A 19,358-nucleotide genomic window follows, 5' to 3' on the forward strand; every position below is an offset into this window, starting at 1 on the left:
GCGACCTGCCCGCCCCGACGTCGGTGGCGGGCTCGAACTATGAGTATGGAGACGGTGTTGTGAGCAACGGAACTGGCGCCCAGCCGCGCACGGTCCGCGAGAAGAAGCGCTCGCGGCTGAATGTCGTGGCATGGACCCTCGGAATCCTCGGCAGCCTGGTGCCCCTCGGGGTCGTGGTGATGGCCGTGGTGTTCCTCTTCACCTACCTTGGCGCCTCGGTGCCCGGTCCCGACTCGATCAAGCAGAACCAGGTCGCCACGATCCTCAACGCCAACGGCGGCGAGATCGCCCGCATCGTGCCGCCGGAGGGCAACCGCACCGACGTCACGATCGACAAGATCCCCAAGGCCGTGCAGGACGCCGTCATCGCGGCCGAGGACCGGCAGTTCCGCACCAACGCGGGGTTCTCGCCCACCGGTCTGGCGCGTGCGGTGATCGGTCAGATCACCAACAACGACGACGCCGGCGGCGGATCGACCATCACCCAGCAGTACGTGAAGAACGCGCTCGTCGGCGACGAGCGCAGCTACACCCGCAAGTTCAAGGAACTGGCGATCGCGACCAAGATGTCCAACGAGTGGACCAAGAACGACATCATGGCCGCCTACCTCAACACCATCTACTTCGGTCGTGGTGCCTACGGCATCTCCGCGGCGGCGCGGGCGTACTTCAACAAGGACATCACCCAGATCAACGTGCCCGAGGCCGCGGTGCTCGCGTCGTCGATCCGGTCGCCGTCCTTCTACGACCCGGCGACCAATCTGGCGGCCGCGCAGGCGCGCTGGCGCTACGTCCTCGACGGCATGGTCACCATCGGTGCACTCACCCCGAGTGACGAGGCGACGCTGCAGTACCCGAAGGTCGCCGCCCCGCGCGACTCCTCGGGCACGACCACGACCGGACCGAACGGGCTCATCAAGCAGCAGGTGCTCGCCGAGCTCAGCTCGTTGAACATCTCCGAGCAGGACGTCCAGACCGAGGGTCTGAAGATCACCACCACCATCGACCCGAAGGTGCAGCGGTCGGTCGTCTCGGCGGCCAACGGCCAACTCGAGGGTGAGCCGAACAACGTCCGCGACGCGGTCGTGTCGATCGATCCGAACACCGGCGCGGTGAAGGGCTACTTCGGCGGCAACAACGGTCAGGGCTACGACTACGCGCAGGCTGCACTGCAGACCGGTTCGTCGTTCAAGGTGTTCGCGCTGATCGCGGCGCTCGAACAGGGCGTGCCGCTGTCGAAGGTGTACTCCTCGGCGCCGTTCGACGCGCCCGGTGGCCTCACCGTCACCAACTCCGACGGCGAGAGCTGCGGCTCGTGCAACCTCGCGACCGCGTTGAAGATGTCGCTCAACACCGTCTACTACCGCCTGATGATGGATCTCGACGGACAGGCCCAGGCCGTGGCCGACGCCGCACACCAGGCCGGCGTCGCCGAGAGCTTCGGCGACATCAAGAAGACGCTGCAGAACACCGACGGCACCGGCGTCGAGGGTGGCGTGGTGCTCGGCCAGTACCCCTCGCGGGTGATCGACATGGCCTCGGCGTACGCCACCCTGGCCAACCAGGGCGTCTATCACGCACCGCACTTCGTGCAGAAGGTCGAGACCTCCGACGGGACGGTGCTCTACGAGCGCAAGAACGACAGCGGCGAGCGTCGCTTCTCCGCTGCGGTGGCCAACAACACCACCGCCGCGATGCAGCCGATCGCGGCGTACTCCAACGGTCACTCCCTCGACGACGGTCAGCGGCCGTCGGCGGCCAAGACCGGCACCACCCAGCTCGGCGACACCGGCCAGAACAAGGACGCCTGGATGGTCGGCTACACCCCGCAGCTCTCGACCGCGGTGTGGGTCGGTACCGACGCCGGTGTCGCGTTGAAGAACTACAACGGCGCGATCGTCTACGGATCGGGCCTGCCGTCGGACATCTGGCAGGCCGCGATGGACGGGGCGTTGGCCGACGAGCCGATCGAACAGTTCCCGACACCGGCCGCCATCGGTGGCGTCGCCGGCGTCCCCGAGGAGGCGCCGCGCACCACCGCCACGCGCCGGTCGCGGGAACAGGACAGCGAGACCACCGAACCGGAGGCGCCGGTCACCACCTTCGCGCCGCCGTCGGCCACGCTGGCCCCCGGTGTCACGATCCCGCTCCCCGGTCCGCCGACCGAGACCGTGATCACCCCGACACCGCAGGATCCCGCCGGCGCCGGTAACGGGCCCTGACGGGTCACCGGCCGATGGGCGATCGCGAGACCGATCCGAGGACACCGGAATCGACGGATCCCGACTTCTGGGATTCGCCGACCCGCCTGTCGGACGATCTGCGGGAGAACACCTCTCGTGATCTGCCGTCGCGGACCGACTCCGTCGCCCGCGAGGCCTCGATCGCCGTGGGCGGCCCGCTGGGGTTGCACGCGGTCGTCGGCAGGTCGCGCTACCTGACCCCGCTGCGGGTCATCCTGCTGATGGCCCTCGTGGCGCTGGCGCTGGGGTGGTACGGGAAGGCGGGGTGTCTGCAGCAGGCGCCCGTCGCCGGGTCGGCCGCCTCGGGCACCGAGCGATTCGAACTGGACTGGAGCAACCACCGGCAGTACATCGCGCTGTGCTACTCCGACACGATCCCGCTCTACACCGCCGAACGGCTCGACACCGGTGCGCTGCCGTACAAGTCGTCGTGGGAGCAGAAGCGTCCCGACGGCTCCACCGAGACGCGCTACATGGAGTACCCGGTGCTCACCGGCATGTACATGTACGCCGCGATGGAGGTCTCGCACGGCTGGCGGTGGGCCCACGACAACTGGGGCGTGCCCGGTGCGCTCGACGTCGTGCTGTTCTTCAACGTCGTCGCCCTTGGTCTGGCGCTGTTCTGGCTGTTGACCATCTGGGCGACCGCTCTCACCGCGGGTGTGCGGATCTGGTCGGCCGCCATCGCGGCGCTGTCGCCGTTGGTGATCGTGCACATCTTCACCAACTTCGACGCCATCGCCACCGCGCTGCTCGCGCTGGCGATGCTGGCCTGGGCGCGCAAGAACCCCTGGGCGACAGGGCTGTTCCTCGGGATAGGCGTCGCGGCCAAGTTGTATCCGGGTCTGATGATCATCCCGTTGGCGGTGCTGTGTCTGCGGGCGGGTCGTATCCGCGAGTTCGCGGTGACCGTCGCGGTCGCGGTCGCGGCGTGGCTGGCGGTGAACCTGCCGTTCATGGTGACCGTCCCGACGGGGTGGTGGGAGTTCTTCCGCTACAACTCCGATCGCGGCACCGACCCCGACACCTGGTTCACGGTGGTCAGCAAGATCAGCGGGTACGCGTGGGATGCCGACGCGAACGGCAGGTCCGACCTCGTCAACGCGATCTCCCTCGGTGCGTTCGTCGCCGTGTGCGTGGGTGTGGTGTTCGTCGGACTGCACGCCCCGAGGCGACCGCGCCTGGCGCAGTTGATGTTCCTGACCGTCGCGGGGTTCCTGCTCGTGAACAAGGTGTGGAGTCCGCAGTATTCGTTGTGGCTGGTGCCGCTGGCCGTACTGGCCCTCCCGCGCACCCGTCTGCTGGTCGCGTGGATGGTCCTCGACGCCCTCGTGTGGATCCCACGGATGGGTCTCTATCTCCCCGCCGACGTGAAATGGCTTCCCGATCAATGGTTCACGGGAGCCGTGGTGATCCGTGCGTTCGCCGTGATCGGACTGTGCGCGGTGGTGATCTGGGAGATCTACCACCCCGAGCGCGATCTGGTGCGCAGGGGACCCGACGGCGAGTTCTACGACGACCCGGGTGGCGGCGTCCTCGACGACGCCGTCGACACGATCAGTCTGCGGCCCCGTGCCGCGGCACCGGCCACCCGAGGCCGCGCGAAGGCCGACGCGGTCAGCTGATCCGGCCCCGCAGACCCGAGCGCGCGGTCGGCCAGTCGTCGTCGGTCATCGCGAACTGCGCTGTGGTGCGCCACGACCCGTCGGGGAGCGGGCGATGCTTGCGGAGCAGGCCCTCGAACTCGGCGCCCAGCTTCGCGATCGCCGCACGCGACTGGGCGTTGCGCTCGTCGGTGTGCCACACCACCCGCACGGCGCCGCACGTCTCGAAAGCATGCTGCAGCAGAAGCAGTTTGGACTCGGGATTGACCGTGGTGCCCTGGACGCGACGCGAGTACCAGGTGTAGCCGATGGCCACCGAGCGGTTGCGGGGGTCGATGTCGTAGAAGCTCGTGGTGCCGACGATCGCGTCGGTGCCGTCGAGGGTGTCGACCACCGCGAACGCCACCCGCGCGGGATCGGCGTCGGCGGTGGCGATGTAACCGTGTGCCGCGGGTTCGTCGCCCGGGACGGTGGTCCAGCGGAAGGCGTCGGGCTCGTCGACGGCCGCGGCCAGCTCTGCAGCGTCGTCGTCGGTCAACGGGCGCAACCGAACACGGGTGCCGGGCAGAGTCGGGGCGCCGATCCAGGTGGAGATGTCGCTGTGCGCAGTCACACGGCGACGGTAGCGGGGACCCGTTCGAGAAAGCCATCGGGTTTCGGCGCGCGTACCCGCAGCGGCGCGCGCACGAACGCGACCATGAGGATGGCCAGCAACACCGCGTGCGTCCACACCCCGAACTGCACGCCACCCATCACCCACCACTTCATCGGCGATCCCGAGGTGTAGATGCCGAAGAGCCGGAAGATGGTCAGGTCCAACGACAGATCCGCCAGCAGGTAGAGCGCGATGATCGGCCAGGCCACCCGCAGGAGCACGAAGAACGGCAGGATCCACAGCGTGTACTGCGGCGAGTGGACCTTGTGGAACAGCATGAAACCGGCCAACATCGCCGCGCTGACGCCGATCCACGGGTAGGCCTCACCGCTGCGCCACACCCGTACCCCGAGGTAGATCACGACGGCGAACGACGCCAGGATCAGCAGGGGTGACGCGACACCGACGATCGAGTTGTAGGTGGAGTTCATCCCGCCGGTGAGATGGCGGACACCCCAGTACCAGACAGAGTTGGTGTCGACGTCGGATTTGCGGCGCCCCTGGAACGACAGGGACGCCTTCCACCCGTCGAACCCACCGATCATGAACGGCAGCTGGATGGCCACCACGGTGACGACGGCGGCGCCGATGACCCATGCCGCCCCGACGCGGTCGAGGGCGCGACGGCCGAGCGCGGCGGCGTCGCGTGGTGTGCCCCGGGTCAGGACATACGCCGCGAGGGGGAGCACGAACAGGCCCGGATAGAGCTTGAGGCAGAAGCCGATCGCCAGCAGCACCGACGCGATCACGCTGCTCGTCCGCAACGACAGGCGTGGTGCGCCCGTCCGCGGGGAGGTCTGCGCGCCGAAGACCATCACCGCCACGGCGCCGACCGCGGTGGCGACCACCGGCAGTTCCCAGTTGTGGAACGCGTAGAGGATCAGCGGCGGCGTCGCGGCCCACAGCAGCGCCCACCAGCGGACCAGCAGGCCGAGCAGCACCGTCACGAGGATGCCGAACGGCAGCAGGATGAGCGCCGAGTGCATGAAGAACTGGGTGTCGGTGTGGGCGCCGATCGCACCGAGGTACATCAGCAGGCCCGAGAGCACCGGGTACTCCACGACCCCGCCGTACAGCACGCCGTCGTCGGTGATGCCGCCGTGGATGTAGGGGAACACGTGGTTGTTGATGTCGCGTCCGACCCACAGGAACTGCAGGTCCGAGTAGCACGGCATCAGCAGTTCGTTCTTGCCCACCGGCCAGTGTTTGCTGCGGCCGTCGGGGAAGTACGGCGCGCCGCCGCAGTCGAGTTTGCCGAGGTAGCCGAGCCACATGAACACCAGGCTGAGCACCACGAGGACGAGCAGGACGACCGCGAGGTTGCCCTTCGCGGCGTGCCATCGCAGGCGCCACCGATCGGACGTGGACATCGCGGGCATGGGCTACAGGTTAGGTGATCCCGTGTTCCACTCCACCCAACCGACTCCCCGGCGACCGTCGGACCGGGTGAACTCGCCCCACGCTCGGGGCATGACCGCGACCGCTCCGGACGTCTGGCGGAGCAGCTGCGGTCCCTGCCCGAGGGCGCGGAACGTGACCGTCAGCGAGCCCGGTTCGAGGGCGAACGTCATCGCGGTGATCGCATGGCCGTCGGTGTCGGCGTCCACCATCCGGCAGCTGTCGATCGCGACGATCGGTGCCCCGGGAGTCTGGAGGTAGCCGGTCGAGACCGGTGGGAGCCCGGGGAGCCGGATGTCGACGCCGTGCGCGTGGGAGCCGTCGTCGAAGCGGGCCGCGAGCCAGTACCACTCGGTGTGCCACCAGTTCTGCGCGTCCCAGGCGTGATCGCGCTGACCTGGCCCGTCGATGGCGATCGGGGTGTCGGGCAGTCCCGCGCCGCGCAGCGTGATCGATCCGGTGACCATGCAGCCGACCTCGTACACGCGGGTGAGGTCGTATTGATAGGGCCGCGCCGAGGTGTACCAGTGCAGGTCGAGCCGGACACCGACCTCGCCGCCGATCGTCGACCGGGCCACCGACGCATCGGGCACCACGTGTCCGACGCCGTCCACGCCGATGTGGATGTGCGCGAGCGGATCGACCACCGAGCAGGTCACCGTGCCGGGTGCACCGGCGAGCACCCGCCCGATGTCGATGCTCGGTTCCGACAGCGTGATGGTCGGCAGGTCGGGTCCGCAGACGGTGAGACTGAACCACCCGGTGGGGTTGTCGGGCCCCACACCGAACCGCATCGAGGCCCCGACACCGGCGGTCGGGTCGGCCACGTCGAGGTACCAGGTCTCGTTCCACCCGTCGCCCGGCGCCGGCGGGTGCGGTCCCTCGTCGACGGGGGACACGACGGTGTGCGAGTCCCCGTCGGCCCCGAACTCGTCGTCGGGCGGGACACCCCGGGGAGCCGGGTGACGCCGTGCGCCGGCCCGGGACAGATCGGTGGCCGCGGCGAGGGTCGCGGCGTGCGGACTCGTCGTCGACTCGAGATCGATGAGGTAGCCGCACGCCCGATGGAAATGGGTCAGCCAGAGGCGTTCGGTGTCGTCGGTGCGTGCACCGACCGAATCGGCCCACGAGGTGATGGCGTTGACGACGCAGTGGAACGCCGCGTCGCGCACGTCGCGCCGCAGCGCCTCGAGGTCGCCGCCGACGATCCGGTGGTAGGCCGACAGGAGGGTGACGCCGAACTCGCGTCGCATCCTCGGGTCGAGCGCCGTACCCAGGAAGGTCGACAGGTCGGTGGCGCGCGACCCCCAGTGCGCGTGCTGCCAGTTCACGATCGTGATCGGCCTCCGCGTCCCCGACCAGCCGAACAGGACGTTGCCGAGACGGAAGTCGCCGTGCACCACCGCCTGCGGGGAGGTCGACTGGCGCTGATGGGCGATCATCGACTCGACCGAGGAGACGACCCGGTTGGCGACGCCGAGCGCGTGGGGCGCGATCTGCTCGCCGAAGTTCTCGACGAACCGCACGTACAGCTCGCCGAGGCCCCGTCGATCGATCGGCATCGGCTCGGTGATGGTGCCGGGCACCACGGCGCGGTCGTCGAGGGTGGTGTGCACGTCGGCGAGCGCCGCGATCACCAGCTGTGCCTTGCCGCGGGTGATGCCGGCCAGTTCGTCACCGACGGTGGCCCGACCCGAGTCGTGCAGTACCAGCCAGAAGTCACCGGTCGCGTGGTCGAGTTCGGCGGCGAGGCACCTCGCCACCGTGGGGATCGCCGCGGTCCGGGGCAGCGTGTGGAACGCGACGAGCCGGCGGAAGGGCTGGTCGGTGCCCTGCCACGACGGTGCGGCCGCGACCACCAGGACCGATGCCGGCAGGTCCGGGGCGTCGGGGGCGTCGATCGCGACGCGCACGGTGACCGTGGCGCCGGAGCGGGCGAACGGCTCGACGTCGACACCGGCGACGGGGGCGCCCAGGGCCTCGGAGAGCCACGGGGCCGTCAGCTCCTCGATCCGCCACCACGCCATCGGTACGACTCTAGGAGTTGCCCGACGGTTGTCAGAGTCCGATTCGGATACGTCCGTGCATCGATTCCCACGCGACCGTCGACGATTTCGCTGGTCACGGGTGCCTGCGGTAGCCTGGGCCGGTTGCCGACGCAGGCGACCCTCCTGCCACGGACAGTCCGTGGCCGATCAGCCCATAGGAGGTGATGTGGTCTTATGCGTCATTACGAATTGATGGTGATCCTCGATCCGAACCTGGATGAGCGCACCGTTGCCCCCTCGCTCGACACATTTCTGAACGTTGTCCGCAAGGACGGCGGGAAGATCGACAAGGTCGACATCTGGGGAAAGCGCCGTCTCGCCTACGAGATCGACAAGCACACCGAAGCGATCTATGCGGTCATCGACATCGATGCCGAGCCCAAGACGGTGTCCGAGCTCGACCGACAGCTGAAGCTGAACGAGTCGGTGCTGCGCACCAAGGTCATGAAGGCCAAGTAGACACCCGACTCGGCAGCCTCGCGTGGCCGGTTCTCGTCTCGACGGAACCGGATCGCGCGAAGCCGCGTCGTATGTCGGTACCGATCAATAGGGTCGGCGTCATCACGACGCCACCGCGATCGGTGCGCATCGACTTCGACAACCACACTCACGTTTAGGGAGCAGACATGGCCGGCGACACAATCCTCACCGTCATCGGAAACCTGACGGCGGATCCCGAGCTGCGTTTCACCCCGTCCGGGGCTGCGGTGGCCAACTTCACCGTCGCCTCCACCCCGCGGATGTTCGATCGTCAGACCAACGAATGGAAAGACGGCGAAGCACTGTTCATGCGGTGCAGCATCTGGCGCGAGGCGGCGGAGAACGTGGCCGAGAGCCTGACCAAGGGCGCACGCGTCATCGTGTCCGGTCGGCTCAAGCAGCGCTCGTACGAGACCCGCGAGGGCGAGAAGCGCACGGTCGTGGAACTCGAGGTCGAGGAAGTCGGTCCGTCGTTGAAGTACGCCACCGCCAAGGTCAACCGCGCATCGCGCGGCGGCGGCGGGGGTGGCGGCTCGATGTCGTCGGGCGGTGGCGGTGGGAACCGCGGCGGCTCCGGCGGTGGCGGCGGCGCCGCGCAGAACGACGATCCGTGGGGCAGCGCCCCCGCAACCGGATCGTTCGGCGGCGGAGACGACGAACCACCCTTCTGACGAGTCGCCACCGGGCGGGACCTCGTCCCACCGGTGGTTCTCGGCAAGCGAGACAGCGGAGTACGTACATGCCCAAGGCATCGGGAGGCGGACGCAAGATCCGTCCCGAGAAGGACGTCATGGCCAAGGCCTGTTCCTTCTGCAAGGAGAAAGACACTCAGATCGACTACAAGGAGACGTCGTTGCTGCGTCGTTTCCTGTCCGACCGCGGCAGGATCCGTTCGCGTCGGGTTACCGGTAACTGCGTGCAGCACCAGCGAGACGTCGCTGTCGCAGTCAAGAATTCGCGCGAAGTGGCGCTGCTGCCGTTCACCTCGACGGCCCGCTGAGCGGAAAGGACAACACAATGAAACTCATCCTCACCACCGAGGTCGACAACCTCGGCGTCGCCGGCGACACCGTGGAGGTCAAGGACGGCTACGGCCGTAACCTCCTGCTGCCCCGCGGCCTGGCCATCCCGGCCACCCGTGGAGCCCAGAAGCAGGTCGACGGCATCCGTCGCTCGCAGGAGGCCCGTGCGGTGCGCGGCCTCGAGCACGCCAACGAGCTCAAGCAGGCCATCGAGGGCCTCGACGCGGTCACCCTGACCGTGAAGACCCACGATTCCGGCAAGCTCTTCGGTTCGGTCACCGTCTCCGACGTCGCCGACGCCATCCGTTCCGCGGGTGGCCCGGCCGTCGACAAGCGCTCGGTCGAGCTGCCCAAGGGACACATCAAGTCCACCGGCAGCTTCCCGGTGGTCGTGAACCTGCACCCCGACGTCTCGGCGTCGGTCGACCTCACGGTCGTCGCGGGCTGACCCCACGCACCACACGCCTCGGCCCCCGACACCTGGTGTCGGGGGCCGAGTGCGTTCTGTGTGGTGACTGTCGGCGCCGTGTCTCCCGATGCCGGGTCAGCGGGCGGCGAGGTAGGCGGCGGTCTGCGCACCCACGAGGTCGATCAGGTCGCGCTGCGCGAGATTGACGTCGAGCAGATGCGTGCCCCACGTCGGGTTGGGCAGTCGCGGCAGCGCAGAGGCGGGGATCGGCGCGGCGCCACTCACCTGCAGCACGTGCGGACCGGCCCCGGTGGTGCAGCGCGCCCGGTAGCCGTCGACCTCGCGCCCGGCGATCAGGCCGCGGATCGGTGCGGTCGCGGTGCTGCCCAGGGCGGCCGGGTTGGTGCACGCCACCGACAAGTCGGGGCCTGCAGGGAACGGCGCGCCGGGCGTGGGTGCGCTGCCTGTGGCGGGCACCCGGCCGTAGCGGGTGTCGGCGGGAGGCGTGTTGCCGAACGTGGAATAGGCCACCACACAGCCGAACTGGCTTCGTTCGGTGCAGAGCGGGATCGTCGAGAAGTCACCGCCGGTGGTCGCGCCGGAGCGGACGAGCACGTTGCCGCCGAGCAGGATCGCCGAGACGATGCGGTCGCGGGTGGCCGTGCCGTCGATGGACTCGCGCATGAGTGCACGCAGCATCAGGGTGCCCTGTGAGTGGCCGATGAGGACCACGCCCCGGCCGGCGTTGTGGTGGGCCAGGTAGTCCGTCCACGCCGCTCGGATGTCGGAGAACGCCACGGCGAGTGCGGCATTGCGCTGCGGACCGCTGCCGGCGGAGAAGAGTCCGCGCAGCGTGCTCTGGCGGTACATCGGCGCCCACACGTTGCAGCGGGCGCCGAACGGTGCGGCCTGCTCGGCGGCGATCACCCGTTCCTCCGGCCCGATCACGCGGTTCGCATTCTGGCCGAGCTGCAGGGAGACGGTGGGATAGACGTAGAAGCAGTCGATCGGCGCGCCCGATCGGCCGCCGCAGGCGTCGCCGGGCTGACCGGGACGACACAGCCACACCGTGGACCCGCTCGCGCTCGGTGCGGCCGCGGCGGCCCCCACACCGAGCACGGTGGCGAGCACTGCGAGCACCGCGACGATGCCGAACGACGAGCGGATCACACGCAGACGGGCCATCGGTCGATTAGACCGCACGCGCCGTGCGCGCCACCACCCCTTCGGCCGATGTGCGCGGCGGTGTGTCGCCGACCGTGCAGGGCACCGCGATGCGGTCGCCGACGGCGAGGTCCTTCGGGAGGGGTGCGGTGACCGCGGCGGTGTCGGTGTCGGCCGCGAGAGTGTGGGGCAGTCGTGAGTGCGTCCCGTCGCCCAGCAGCTGCACCCGGTGCTTGTGGGCCACCGACACCCGGCCGATGAGGCGCGCGTGATCCCAGGCGATGTCGATGACCGGCGCGTCGGTGTCGGTGGGGATACCGCGACGAACATCGCAGTCCAGCAACAGGATCGGATCCACCGGGTCGTCGAGGACTGCGCTCACCGAGCACACGATGACGATCGTCGTCGAGCGATCGTCGGTCGCCCAGCGCATCGGGCTGCCCAACAGCGCCGATGCGGTGGACAGGGAGAAGCCCTGTACCGCAACGTCATCGATCGTCACGGAGGTTCCCGGCGGCCACTGACGGAGGTCGATGGGATCGGGGATCGACATGCGCAACGTGGGCAAGATGTCGGTGAGTGTCACATCCCCCGGTGTACCCGCGTGCACGCGCCGGGCGGCCCGCGATGACGAGTTCTCTACGCGGTGACCTGCGGATGTTGACGAAAACCATACGGGCGTCACGGTTTCGGCAGCGGGGTTGCCGGATGCCCGCAGGACGCGCGTACTGTGTGGGAGAGGGGCCGTGACCGGCGATGTGTCGACCACCGTCGCGCAACCTGCCATTCGTGCACGGTTCACCCAATCGACCGACGCTCGCAGTTGTGTTTCGGCGAACACGCCCGAAAACGCGCAAATCGCGACACGCCGAAAAGAATTCGATCCACATGACCTGAGGGCCAAAAGTGCGCGATGACCAGCGCGGACCACAGCAGCGCCGTTCGTGTTCCCCAGCTCCATGCACAGGAACACGGCATCTATGCCCACTCGGTCCACAGGTAGTTCACAAGTTGGTCCACAGGCCGGTTTGTGGCCGGTCACAACCGGCCCTAATGTCTCTCACCGTGCCTGTAGCCGCTGTTCGCCCGCCCGCTCCGACCGCTTTCGTGACCCGGTCGACAGGGCTGGGGTGTTCTCCCGTGTGGAGCTGTCGGACCGGCGGTGTACTACTCACCCACAGGTGACCTCGAGGTGGGGGGCGACGATGATCGCCCACGGCGGGACCCCGCCGGTGTAGTGGTAGCGCAGTGAGACGTCGGGAGGATGAGTCGTGGCAGTAGTGGACGATCGCGGGCATTCGCCGCGCGACGAGCCGCCGCCCTCGGAGGACTTCGGCCGCCAGCCGCCGCAGGACCTCATGGCCGAGCAGTCCGTGCTCGGCGGGATGCTGCTGTCGAAGGACGCGATCGCCGACGTCCTCGAGGTGCTGCGTCCGGGCGACTTCTACCGCCCGGCGCACCAGGCCGTCTACGACGCCGTGTTGGAGCTGTACGGCAAGGGTGAACCCGCCGATGCCGTCACGGTCTCCGCCGAGCTCGAACGGGCCGGAGAGCTCCGTCGGGTCGGCGGTGCACCGTATCTGCACACGCTGATCTCCACGGTCCCCACCGCCGCCAATGCCGGCTACTACGCGCAGATCGTCGCCGAGAAGGCGATCCTGCGGCGTCTGGTGGAGGCCGGCACCCGCATCGTGCAGTTCGGCTACGGCGGTGACGACGGTCAGGACGTGGCCGAGGTCGTCGACCGCGCGCAGGCCGAGGTCTACGAGGTCACCGAGCGGCGTACCGCCGAGGACTACGTCCCGCTCGAGGAACTGCTGCAGCCCACGATGGACGAGATCGATTCCATCGCCTCCCGCGGTGGTATATCCATCGGTGTGCCAACGGGTTTCACCGATCTCGACGCCGTCACCAACGGATTGCACGCGGGTCAGATGATCATCGTCGCCGCGCGTCCCGGTGTCGGCAAGGCACTCGCCCTCGACACCCCGTTGCCCACGCCCAACGGTTGGACCACCATGGGTGAGGTGAAGGTCGGCGATTCGCTGATCGACGCGAGCGGCACGCCCACCCGTGTGGTGGCCGCGACCGACGTGATGACCGAACGTCCCTGCTACGAGGTCGAGTTCTCCGATGGTTCGGTGCTCGTCGCCGACGCCGAACACCAGTGGCTCACCGAGTCCGACGGTGTGCGCTCGGTACAGACCACCTGTGCGCTCATCGGTCAGATCGGCGCGGTGTCGGTGCGCAACGCCGAGCCGTTGGAGCTCCCGCGGCGCCGTTTCGGCTACGGCCCGTACACCGTTGCGGCGTTGGCGGGCATGGCCTTCGACGATCCCGAGATCGCGATGCGCATCGACGCCGAGGGCCCCGTCGATGTGATGGCGTTGATGTCGGATCTGGGTGGACGCATCCCCTACGAGTACCTCCGCGGCTCGATCGCCCAACGGCGGGCTCTGCTCGCCGGGTTGCTCGACGCCCGCGGCATCGTGGACGAGGACGGCTGGATCACCGTTCCCGCCGCCACCCAACACATGAGCGCGGTGATCGCCGATCTCGTGGCGGGGCTGGGCTACTCCTACCGTCGTGCCGCCACCGGGTGGTTGCGCGTCGACGCCGACGACGACGTCTTCACCGTGCACCGCAAGGCGATTCGCCACAAGGAGCTGCGCCGTCCGTCGGGTCTGCGCCGCATCGTCGACATCCGTGCCGTCGACAGCGTGCCGGTCCGGTGCGTGCAGGTCGACAACGACGCGCACATGTACCTCGCCGGTGAGTCGATGGTGCCGACCCACAACTCGACCCTCGCCATGGACTTCCTGCGCAGCTGCTCGATCGCGAACCAGATGACCTCGGCGATGTTCTCGCTGGAGATGGGCAAGACCGAGATCGTGATGCGCCTGCTCTCGGCCGAGGCGAACATCAAGCTGGCCGACATGCGTTCGGGCCGCATGACCGACGACGACTGGACCCGCCTCGCGCGTCGCATGGGTGAGATCAGCGAGGCGCCACTGTTCATCGATGACTCACCGAACCTCACGATGATGGAGATCCGCGCCAAGGCCCGTCGCCTCAAACAGCGTCACGACCTGCGGCTGGTGGTCATCGACTACATGCAGCTGATGACGTCGGGTAAGAAGGTCGAGTCGCGCCAGCAGGAGGTCTCGGAGTTCTCCCGTCAGCTCAAGCTGTTGGCCAAGGAACTCGAGGTTCCCGTGGTCGCGATCAGCCAGCTCAACCGAGGCCCCGAGCAACGCACCGACAAGCGCCCGCAGGTGTCGGACCTTCGTGAGTCGGGCTCGCTGGAGCAGGACGCCGACATGGTGATCCTGCTGCACCGTCCCGACTCCATCGAACGCGACGACCCCCGCGCCGGCGAGGCCGACATCATCCTCGGCAAACACCGCAACGGCCCCACCGCCACCATCACCGTCGCCCACCAGCTCCACCTGAGCCGTTTCGTGAACATGGCCCGCGGCTGACCGGTGTCGTGACCTCGGCGCTGCGGATCTCCTCGGGCGCTGTGCTTCTGCACCCGCCCACCGACGACGAGGTTGCCGAGGTGGTGCGTGCCGCGAGTGCACCGGGCGCGGTGTTGCCTCCCGGCGACGAGCACTTCGTGACATGGCTGGCAGGGCGTGACCCGGACCGTCTGGTCCGTGAGCGCGTTGCGCGGGTGGCTCGCAACCGTGATCTGACCCGACGTCCGCAGTGGACGCTGGACCTCGTCGTCACGGTGTCGGGCGTCGCGGTCGGACTGCAATCTCTGTCGGGACTGACCGGGTGGCCGACCCAGCGGATCGTGGGTACCACATCCTGGCTCCTCGCCGATCATCAACGCCGCGGGATCGGCACGGCCGCGCGCATGGGTGTCCTCGCGTTCGCGTTCGAGCATCTGAACGCCGAAGCCGCCCGCTCATGGGCGTTGGCGCAGAACCGCGCGAGCATCGCGGTGTCGGAACGACTCGGCTACACGCTTCGTAGTCGCCAGGAGATCGTGGAGGACGGCCACGTCCTCGACGAGTGTGTCCACGAGATCGACCGGGTCGCCTGGATGGGGTCGCGCGGCGACGCCGGAGCGACGGTGGTCGTGTCCGGAGCCGCCGACGCCGTCACCGCCATCGGTTAGCGGTCGAGTTCGGACAGCTCGCGGCGGCCGATCGTGCGTCCGGTGACGACGCGTGCCGAGATCGCGCCCAGGCGCAGCATGCCGCGGAAGGTGCTCGGGTTGAGCAGCGTCGGCCACGTGGTGCGCTGTCGGTTCTCGTCGATCGGACGTCCCTCGATGCGCTCACGCAGCCACCGCAGCGCGGTGGGCGCCGCCATCGGGTGCATCAGCATGTGCTCGCTGAACCGGTCGCGGTGGTAGGTGACGCTGGTGCCGCCCGCGGCGTATGCGGCTGCGAGCGCATCGATGTCGTCGACCGAGACGATGCGATCGTTCACGGCCTGCACGATGAGGACCGGCATGGCCGGTGCCGAACGGCCCAGCCGGATCTCGTCGAACACCGCACGCACCTCGGGCGTGGCAAGGATCTCCGCCAGCGGCCGGTCGAGCATGTCGTCCATGTCGGTGAACATGAAGCGCAGCACCGCCTCGACGGTGGTCGCGCGTTGCAGACGCGCCAGCGCGATCTTGCCGCGTGGTGTCGTGTGCCGGTCGATGATGCGCTGCAGATCGGGGTAGACGTGCTGCAGGGCCCCCACCACGAGTGCGGGCAACCCGGAGAACAGTCCGCCGTTGAGACGGATGTAGGTGTTGCCCAGATCTCCCACGGGCGAACCCAGTACGGCGCCGACGACGTTGAGTTCCGGCGCATGCTCGGCGTACATCTCGGCGGCCCACGCCGAGGCGAGTCCGCCGCCGGAGTATCCCCAGAACCCCACCGGCGCGTCGTGGCGCAGACCGAGCGGGGCGTGGTCGAGTGCCGCCCGGACACCGTCGAGCACGATGTGGCCGGGTTCGCGCGGGATGCCCCACAGTCCGCGGGGACCCTCGTGATCGGGGATCGACACCGCCCACCCCTCGGCGAGCAGCGCGGCGATGAGCAGGAACTCGAACTGGGGCAGAGCGCCCACGGCCCGCGCCCGCAGACGCAGCGCGTAGGACGGGAAGCACCGGCCGGTGATCGCGTCGATCGCGCACTGGTAGGACACGATCGGACACTCCGCATTCCGATCCCGTCCGGGCGGGAGGAGAACTGTCGTCACCGCGACCATCGGCTCGCCCTGGGAGTCGGTCGATCGGAACGCCAACTGGGTGGCCCGGATGCGCTGACGGACGACGCCGAGGAACGCGAGGGTCACGTCACGGGAGCGCAGAACGGTGCCCGGAACCGTGTCCTCGAACCCGCCGGAGGCGCGATAGAACGGGTCGTCGGCGGGCAACAGCGGCCTGCGGTGCGCTGCGGCGTCGTCGTGCGGGGCGACGAACGGGCGCTCGGGCGAGGCGGCGGCGGAATCGTGAACGGAGATGGGGACGTCCTCGGTGTGTATCGGACACTCGGTCGTGTCGGTTGTTCGACGGTAACCCACATCACGCCCCTGACCGCGATCGCTGTGTGATGTCCCGACGAACGGGTGTGAGGATGGGGCCATGACCGCAACGCTCGTCGCGAAGGACCTGGTCGGCGGTTTCGCCCATCGCACGCTGTTCGACGGCCTCGATCTCACGGTCGCCCCCGGCGACGTCGTCGGTGTCGTGGGCGCCAACGGCGCAGGCAAGAGCACCCTTCTGCGCATCCTCGCCGGAGTCCTCGAACCGCTGGAGGGCACGGTGAGCCTGGCCCCGGCCGACGCGTTCATCGGCTGGTTGCCGCAGGAGCACGACCGTGTCCCCGGTGAGACCGTGGCGGCGTACATCGCCCGCCGGACCGGCTGTGCCGAGGCGACCACGGCGATGGATGCCGCGGCCGCGGCGCTGTCGGACCCGGCCGCGGCGACACCCGGTGTCGACCCGGCCGATGCGTACGGGGTGGCGCTCGACCACTGGCTCGCCACCGGTGCCGCCGACCTCGAGGAGCGACTGCCCGCGGTGTTGGCGGATCTCGGTCTCGACTCGCACGCCGTGGATCCCGCGACCACGACCATGACCTCGCTCTCGGGTGGTCAGGCCGCGCGCGTCGGGCTCGCGGCACTGATGGTGTCGCGCTTCGACATCGTGATGCTCGACGAGCCGACCAACGACCTCGACCTCGACGGTCTCGAACGCCTCGAGACGTTCGTCCGGGAGCTGCGGGGCGGGGTCGTCCTCGTGAGCCACGACCGGGAGTTCCTCGCGCGCAGTGTGACCCGAGTGCTCGAACTCGATCTGGCCCAGAACACGACGACGGTCTTCGGAGGCGGCTACGACAGCTACCTCGAGGAACGCGAGACCGCCCGCCGGCACCGCCGCGAGGAGTACGAGGAGTTCGCCGAGAAGAAGGCCGACCTCGTCGATCGCGCACGGACACAACGTGAGTGGTCGAGCCAGGGCGTGCGCAACGCGATGAAGAAGTCGCCCGACAACGACAAGATCCGCCGCAAGGCCGCCGCGGAATCGAGCGAGAAGCAGGCGCAGAAGGTGCGGCAGATGGAGAGCCGGATCGCGCGCCTGGAGGAGGTCGCCGAACCCCGCAAGGAATGGGAGCTGCACTTCACCATCGGTGCCGCGCCGCGGTCGAGTTCGGTGGTCGCGACCCTCAGCGAGGCCGTGGTGCACCAGGGTGACTTCACCCTCGGCCCGTTGTCGCTGCAGGTCGACGCCGGCGAACGCATCGGCATCACCGGACCCAACGGGGCAGGCAAATCCACTCTCCTCCGTCTGCTCCTGGGCCGGCAGTCTCCCGACTCCGGTCGGGCGAGTCTCGGTGCGAACGTCGCGATCGGCGAGATCGACCAGGCCCGTGCGGAGTTCACCGGCGCGACGCCGCTGGTCGACCGGTTCGAGAGCCACGTACCCGACTGGCCCACCGCCGAGGTGCGGACCCTGCTTGCGAAGTTCGGACTGCGCGCCGACCACGTCGAACGCGCCGTCGACGACCTGTCGCCGGGGGAACGCACCCGCGCCGGCCTCGCACTGCTGCAGGCCGTCGGCACGAACGTGTTGGTGCTCGACGAACCGACCAACCACCTCGACCTGCCCGCCATCGAACAACTCGAGCAGGCGCTCGACAGCTATGAGGGCACTCTGTTGCTGGTCACCCATGACCGGCGCATGCTCGACACGGTGCGCTGCGACCGTTCGTGGTCCGTGCTCGACGGCCAGGTCAGCGAGCGCTGACCGGAGCCGGCCCCACGACCCCCGCCCCCACATCCTGCCTGCAGGTGGCGGTATGCCCTCGGGCTCATGCCCTTCCAGCGTCGGAACGCCTGGGAGAAGCTCGACACCTCCGCGTAGCCCAGCCGCCGTGCGGTCTCGGCGACCGACAGGCCGGTGACGCAGAGCAGCTCATCGGCCATGTCCTCGCGGACCTCGTTGACGATGCGCCGCAACGTGGTTCCCTCGTGCGCGAGTTGGCGGCGCAGGTGCCGCTCGGAGGTGTGGAGCTCGTGGGCGGCCCGGGACAGGGTGAGGGGTTCCGACGGCGCCCCCGACACCAGGTCCCGCACGCGCGCCGCCGTCCCCACGCGGACCCTGCGCTCCTGCAGGAGCGCTCGGCATTGTTCGTCGATCTCGGCGGCGACCAACGCGTTGGCCTGCGGCAGCGGCGTGTCGAGCAGCTCGGCGGAGAACCAGATCGCGTTCTCGGCTGCGTCGAATCGTGGTGTCACACCGAGGGCTGACTCGTAGGCGGAGGTGTCGGACGGCTCGGGGAAGGTGGACGTGACCTCCTCGGCGAGCAGTTCGCGTCCCATGATCTCGTGCGCGATGACCCGGATGGCGGCGATGTCGCGGTCGCAGACGATGCGATGGACCCGGTCGGGTACGCCGTGTTCGACGGTGAGGACCAATGCGGCGCGTCCGTCGGCGTCACGCAGCCGGATGTGGCAGAACGCAAAGGTGAGGTTGACCAGTCGGAGACCGACGGCGATGGCCTCGCGGAGCGTCGCGCTGCTGATCATGGCGAAGCCCCACAGCCCGTAGGTGGTGAGGTGGTAGCGCTGTCCGAGCAGGGCGCCGAGGCCCTCGACCGCACCGAGCCGGTCAGCGAGTGTGCCGAGCATCGACAGTTCCTGCTGGGCGGTGATCGCACCGACGACGTCGTCGCCGTCGATCCCGGCGGCGGCCAGCATCTCCTGTTCGCCGATTCCGTGCTCGGCCGCGAAGTCCAGGAGCAGCCTCGATCCCGGCGCCGACCTCAACACCGTCCAGGTGGCGTCGTCGGCGGGGCGGGTCATGGTGGTCAACTCTAGT

The 19,358-nt window shown here is 68.8% G+C and carries 16 protein-coding genes; 9 read left to right on the plus strand and 7 right to left on the minus strand.

The features are described 5' to 3' along the window. The first annotated feature begins 59 nt into the window (after window positions 1–59). Complete coding sequence (locus OG579_RS12745) at window positions 60–2,222, plus strand: transglycosylase domain-containing protein (protein ID WP_408068674.1); 2,163 nt, start codon at window positions 60–62, stop codon at window positions 2,220–2,222. A gap of 14 nt (window positions 2,223–2,236) precedes the next feature. After that, the gene (locus tag OG579_RS12750) at window positions 2,237–3,868 is read left to right on the plus strand and encodes a glycosyltransferase family 87 protein (RefSeq protein ID WP_328856224.1); all 1,632 of its coding nucleotides are present in this window, start codon (window positions 2,237–2,239) and stop codon (window positions 3,866–3,868) included. Here OG579_RS12750 and OG579_RS12755 read toward each other — a convergent pair. Genes OG579_RS12755 through OG579_RS12765 form a run of 3 tightly spaced genes read right to left on the minus strand, consistent with a single transcriptional unit; the run spans window position 3,861 to window position 7,927 of the window. Beyond that, window positions 3,861–4,442, minus strand: coding sequence for a GNAT family N-acetyltransferase (locus tag OG579_RS12755; RefSeq protein WP_328859236.1), 582 nt, complete (start codon window positions 4,440–4,442; stop codon window positions 3,861–3,863). The two genes, OG579_RS12750 and OG579_RS12755, sit on opposite strands and share 8 nt — an antisense overlap. A gap of 14 nt (window positions 4,443–4,456) precedes the next feature. Continuing rightward, window positions 4,457–5,881, minus strand: a complete 1,425-nt coding sequence (locus tag OG579_RS12760; protein WP_328856225.1) for a hypothetical protein — start codon at window positions 5,879–5,881, stop codon at window positions 4,457–4,459. Window positions 5,882–5,884: 3 nt separating this feature from the next. Further along, complete coding sequence (locus tag OG579_RS12765; protein WP_328856226.1) at window positions 5,885–7,927, minus strand: phosphotransferase family protein; 2,043 nt, start codon at window positions 7,925–7,927, stop codon at window positions 5,885–5,887. Window positions 7,928–8,122: 195 nt separating this feature from the next. Here OG579_RS12765 and rpsF point away from each other — a divergent pair, with 195 nt between their 5' ends. The 4 genes from rpsF to rplI all read left to right on the plus strand — a co-directional run bounded on the left by rpsF (window position 8,123) and on the right by rplI (window position 9,898). After that, window positions 8,123–8,407, plus strand: coding sequence for a 30S ribosomal protein S6 (gene rpsF, locus OG579_RS12770; RefSeq protein WP_045824837.1), 285 nt, complete (start codon window positions 8,123–8,125; stop codon window positions 8,405–8,407). 167 nt (window positions 8,408–8,574) lie between these two features. Beyond that, window positions 8,575–9,099, plus strand: coding sequence for a single-stranded DNA-binding protein (locus OG579_RS12775; protein ID WP_045824836.1), 525 nt, complete (start codon window positions 8,575–8,577; stop codon window positions 9,097–9,099). A gap of 68 nt (window positions 9,100–9,167) precedes the next feature. After that, on the plus strand, window positions 9,168–9,428 hold the full coding sequence (rpsR, locus tag OG579_RS12780; RefSeq protein ID WP_328856227.1) for a 30S ribosomal protein S18: 261 nt from the start codon (window positions 9,168–9,170) through the stop codon (window positions 9,426–9,428). Between the two features lie 17 nt (window positions 9,429–9,445). Next, complete coding sequence (gene rplI, locus OG579_RS12785; protein ID WP_045824834.1) at window positions 9,446–9,898, plus strand: 50S ribosomal protein L9; 453 nt, start codon at window positions 9,446–9,448, stop codon at window positions 9,896–9,898. A 96-nt stretch (window positions 9,899–9,994) separates the two neighbouring features. On the opposite strand, the gene OG579_RS12790 is transcribed toward rplI, so the two are convergent. Together OG579_RS12790 and OG579_RS12795 are read right to left on the minus strand one after the other, a co-directional pair. After that, window positions 9,995–11,044, minus strand: coding sequence for a DUF3089 domain-containing protein (locus tag OG579_RS12790; RefSeq protein WP_328856228.1), 1,050 nt, complete (start codon window positions 11,042–11,044; stop codon window positions 9,995–9,997). Between the two features lie 7 nt (window positions 11,045–11,051). Further along, window positions 11,052–11,609: a hypothetical protein gene (locus tag OG579_RS12795; protein ID WP_328856229.1), complete on the minus strand. Its 558-nt coding sequence runs from the start codon at window positions 11,607–11,609 to the stop codon at window positions 11,052–11,054. Between the two features lie 685 nt (window positions 11,610–12,294). Between OG579_RS12795 and dnaB the strand changes: the two genes are divergently transcribed. Together dnaB and OG579_RS12805 are read left to right on the plus strand one after the other, a co-directional pair. After that, the gene (gene dnaB, locus OG579_RS12800; protein ID WP_328856230.1) at window positions 12,295–14,505 is read left to right on the plus strand and encodes a replicative DNA helicase; all 2,211 of its coding nucleotides are present in this window, start codon (window positions 12,295–12,297) and stop codon (window positions 14,503–14,505) included. 8 nt (window positions 14,506–14,513) lie between these two features. Beyond that, window positions 14,514–15,152 carry a GNAT family N-acetyltransferase gene (locus OG579_RS12805; RefSeq protein ID WP_328856231.1) on the plus strand — a complete coding sequence of 213 codons (639 nt, stop codon included), beginning with the start codon at window positions 14,514–14,516 and terminating at the stop codon, window positions 15,150–15,152. Here OG579_RS12805 and OG579_RS12810 read toward each other — a convergent pair. Further along, a complete protein-coding gene (locus OG579_RS12810) occupies window positions 15,149–16,621 on the minus strand; it encodes a lipase family protein (RefSeq protein WP_328856232.1) in 1,473 nt (490 codons plus the stop codon). The genes OG579_RS12805 and OG579_RS12810 overlap by 4 nt on opposite strands. On the opposite strand from OG579_RS12810, the gene OG579_RS12815 reads away from it, so the two are divergent. Next, complete coding sequence (locus OG579_RS12815; protein ID WP_328856233.1) at window positions 16,620–18,284, plus strand: ABC-F family ATP-binding cassette domain-containing protein; 1,665 nt, start codon at window positions 16,620–16,622, stop codon at window positions 18,282–18,284. The genes OG579_RS12810 and OG579_RS12815 overlap by 2 nt on opposite strands. Here the strand turns inward: OG579_RS12815 and OG579_RS12820 are convergent. After that, a complete protein-coding gene (locus OG579_RS12820) occupies window positions 18,179–19,342 on the minus strand; it encodes an AraC family transcriptional regulator (protein ID WP_328856234.1) in 1,164 nt (387 codons plus the stop codon). The two genes, OG579_RS12815 and OG579_RS12820, sit on opposite strands and share 106 nt — an antisense overlap. Window positions 19,343–19,358: the final 16 nt, after the last annotated feature.

Origin of the sequence: Williamsia herbipolensis (genome assembly GCF_036153515.1) — a bacterium.
In the GTDB taxonomy this organism is placed as follows: Bacteria; Actinomycetota; Actinomycetes; order Mycobacteriales; family Mycobacteriaceae; genus Williamsia_A; species Williamsia_A herbipolensis.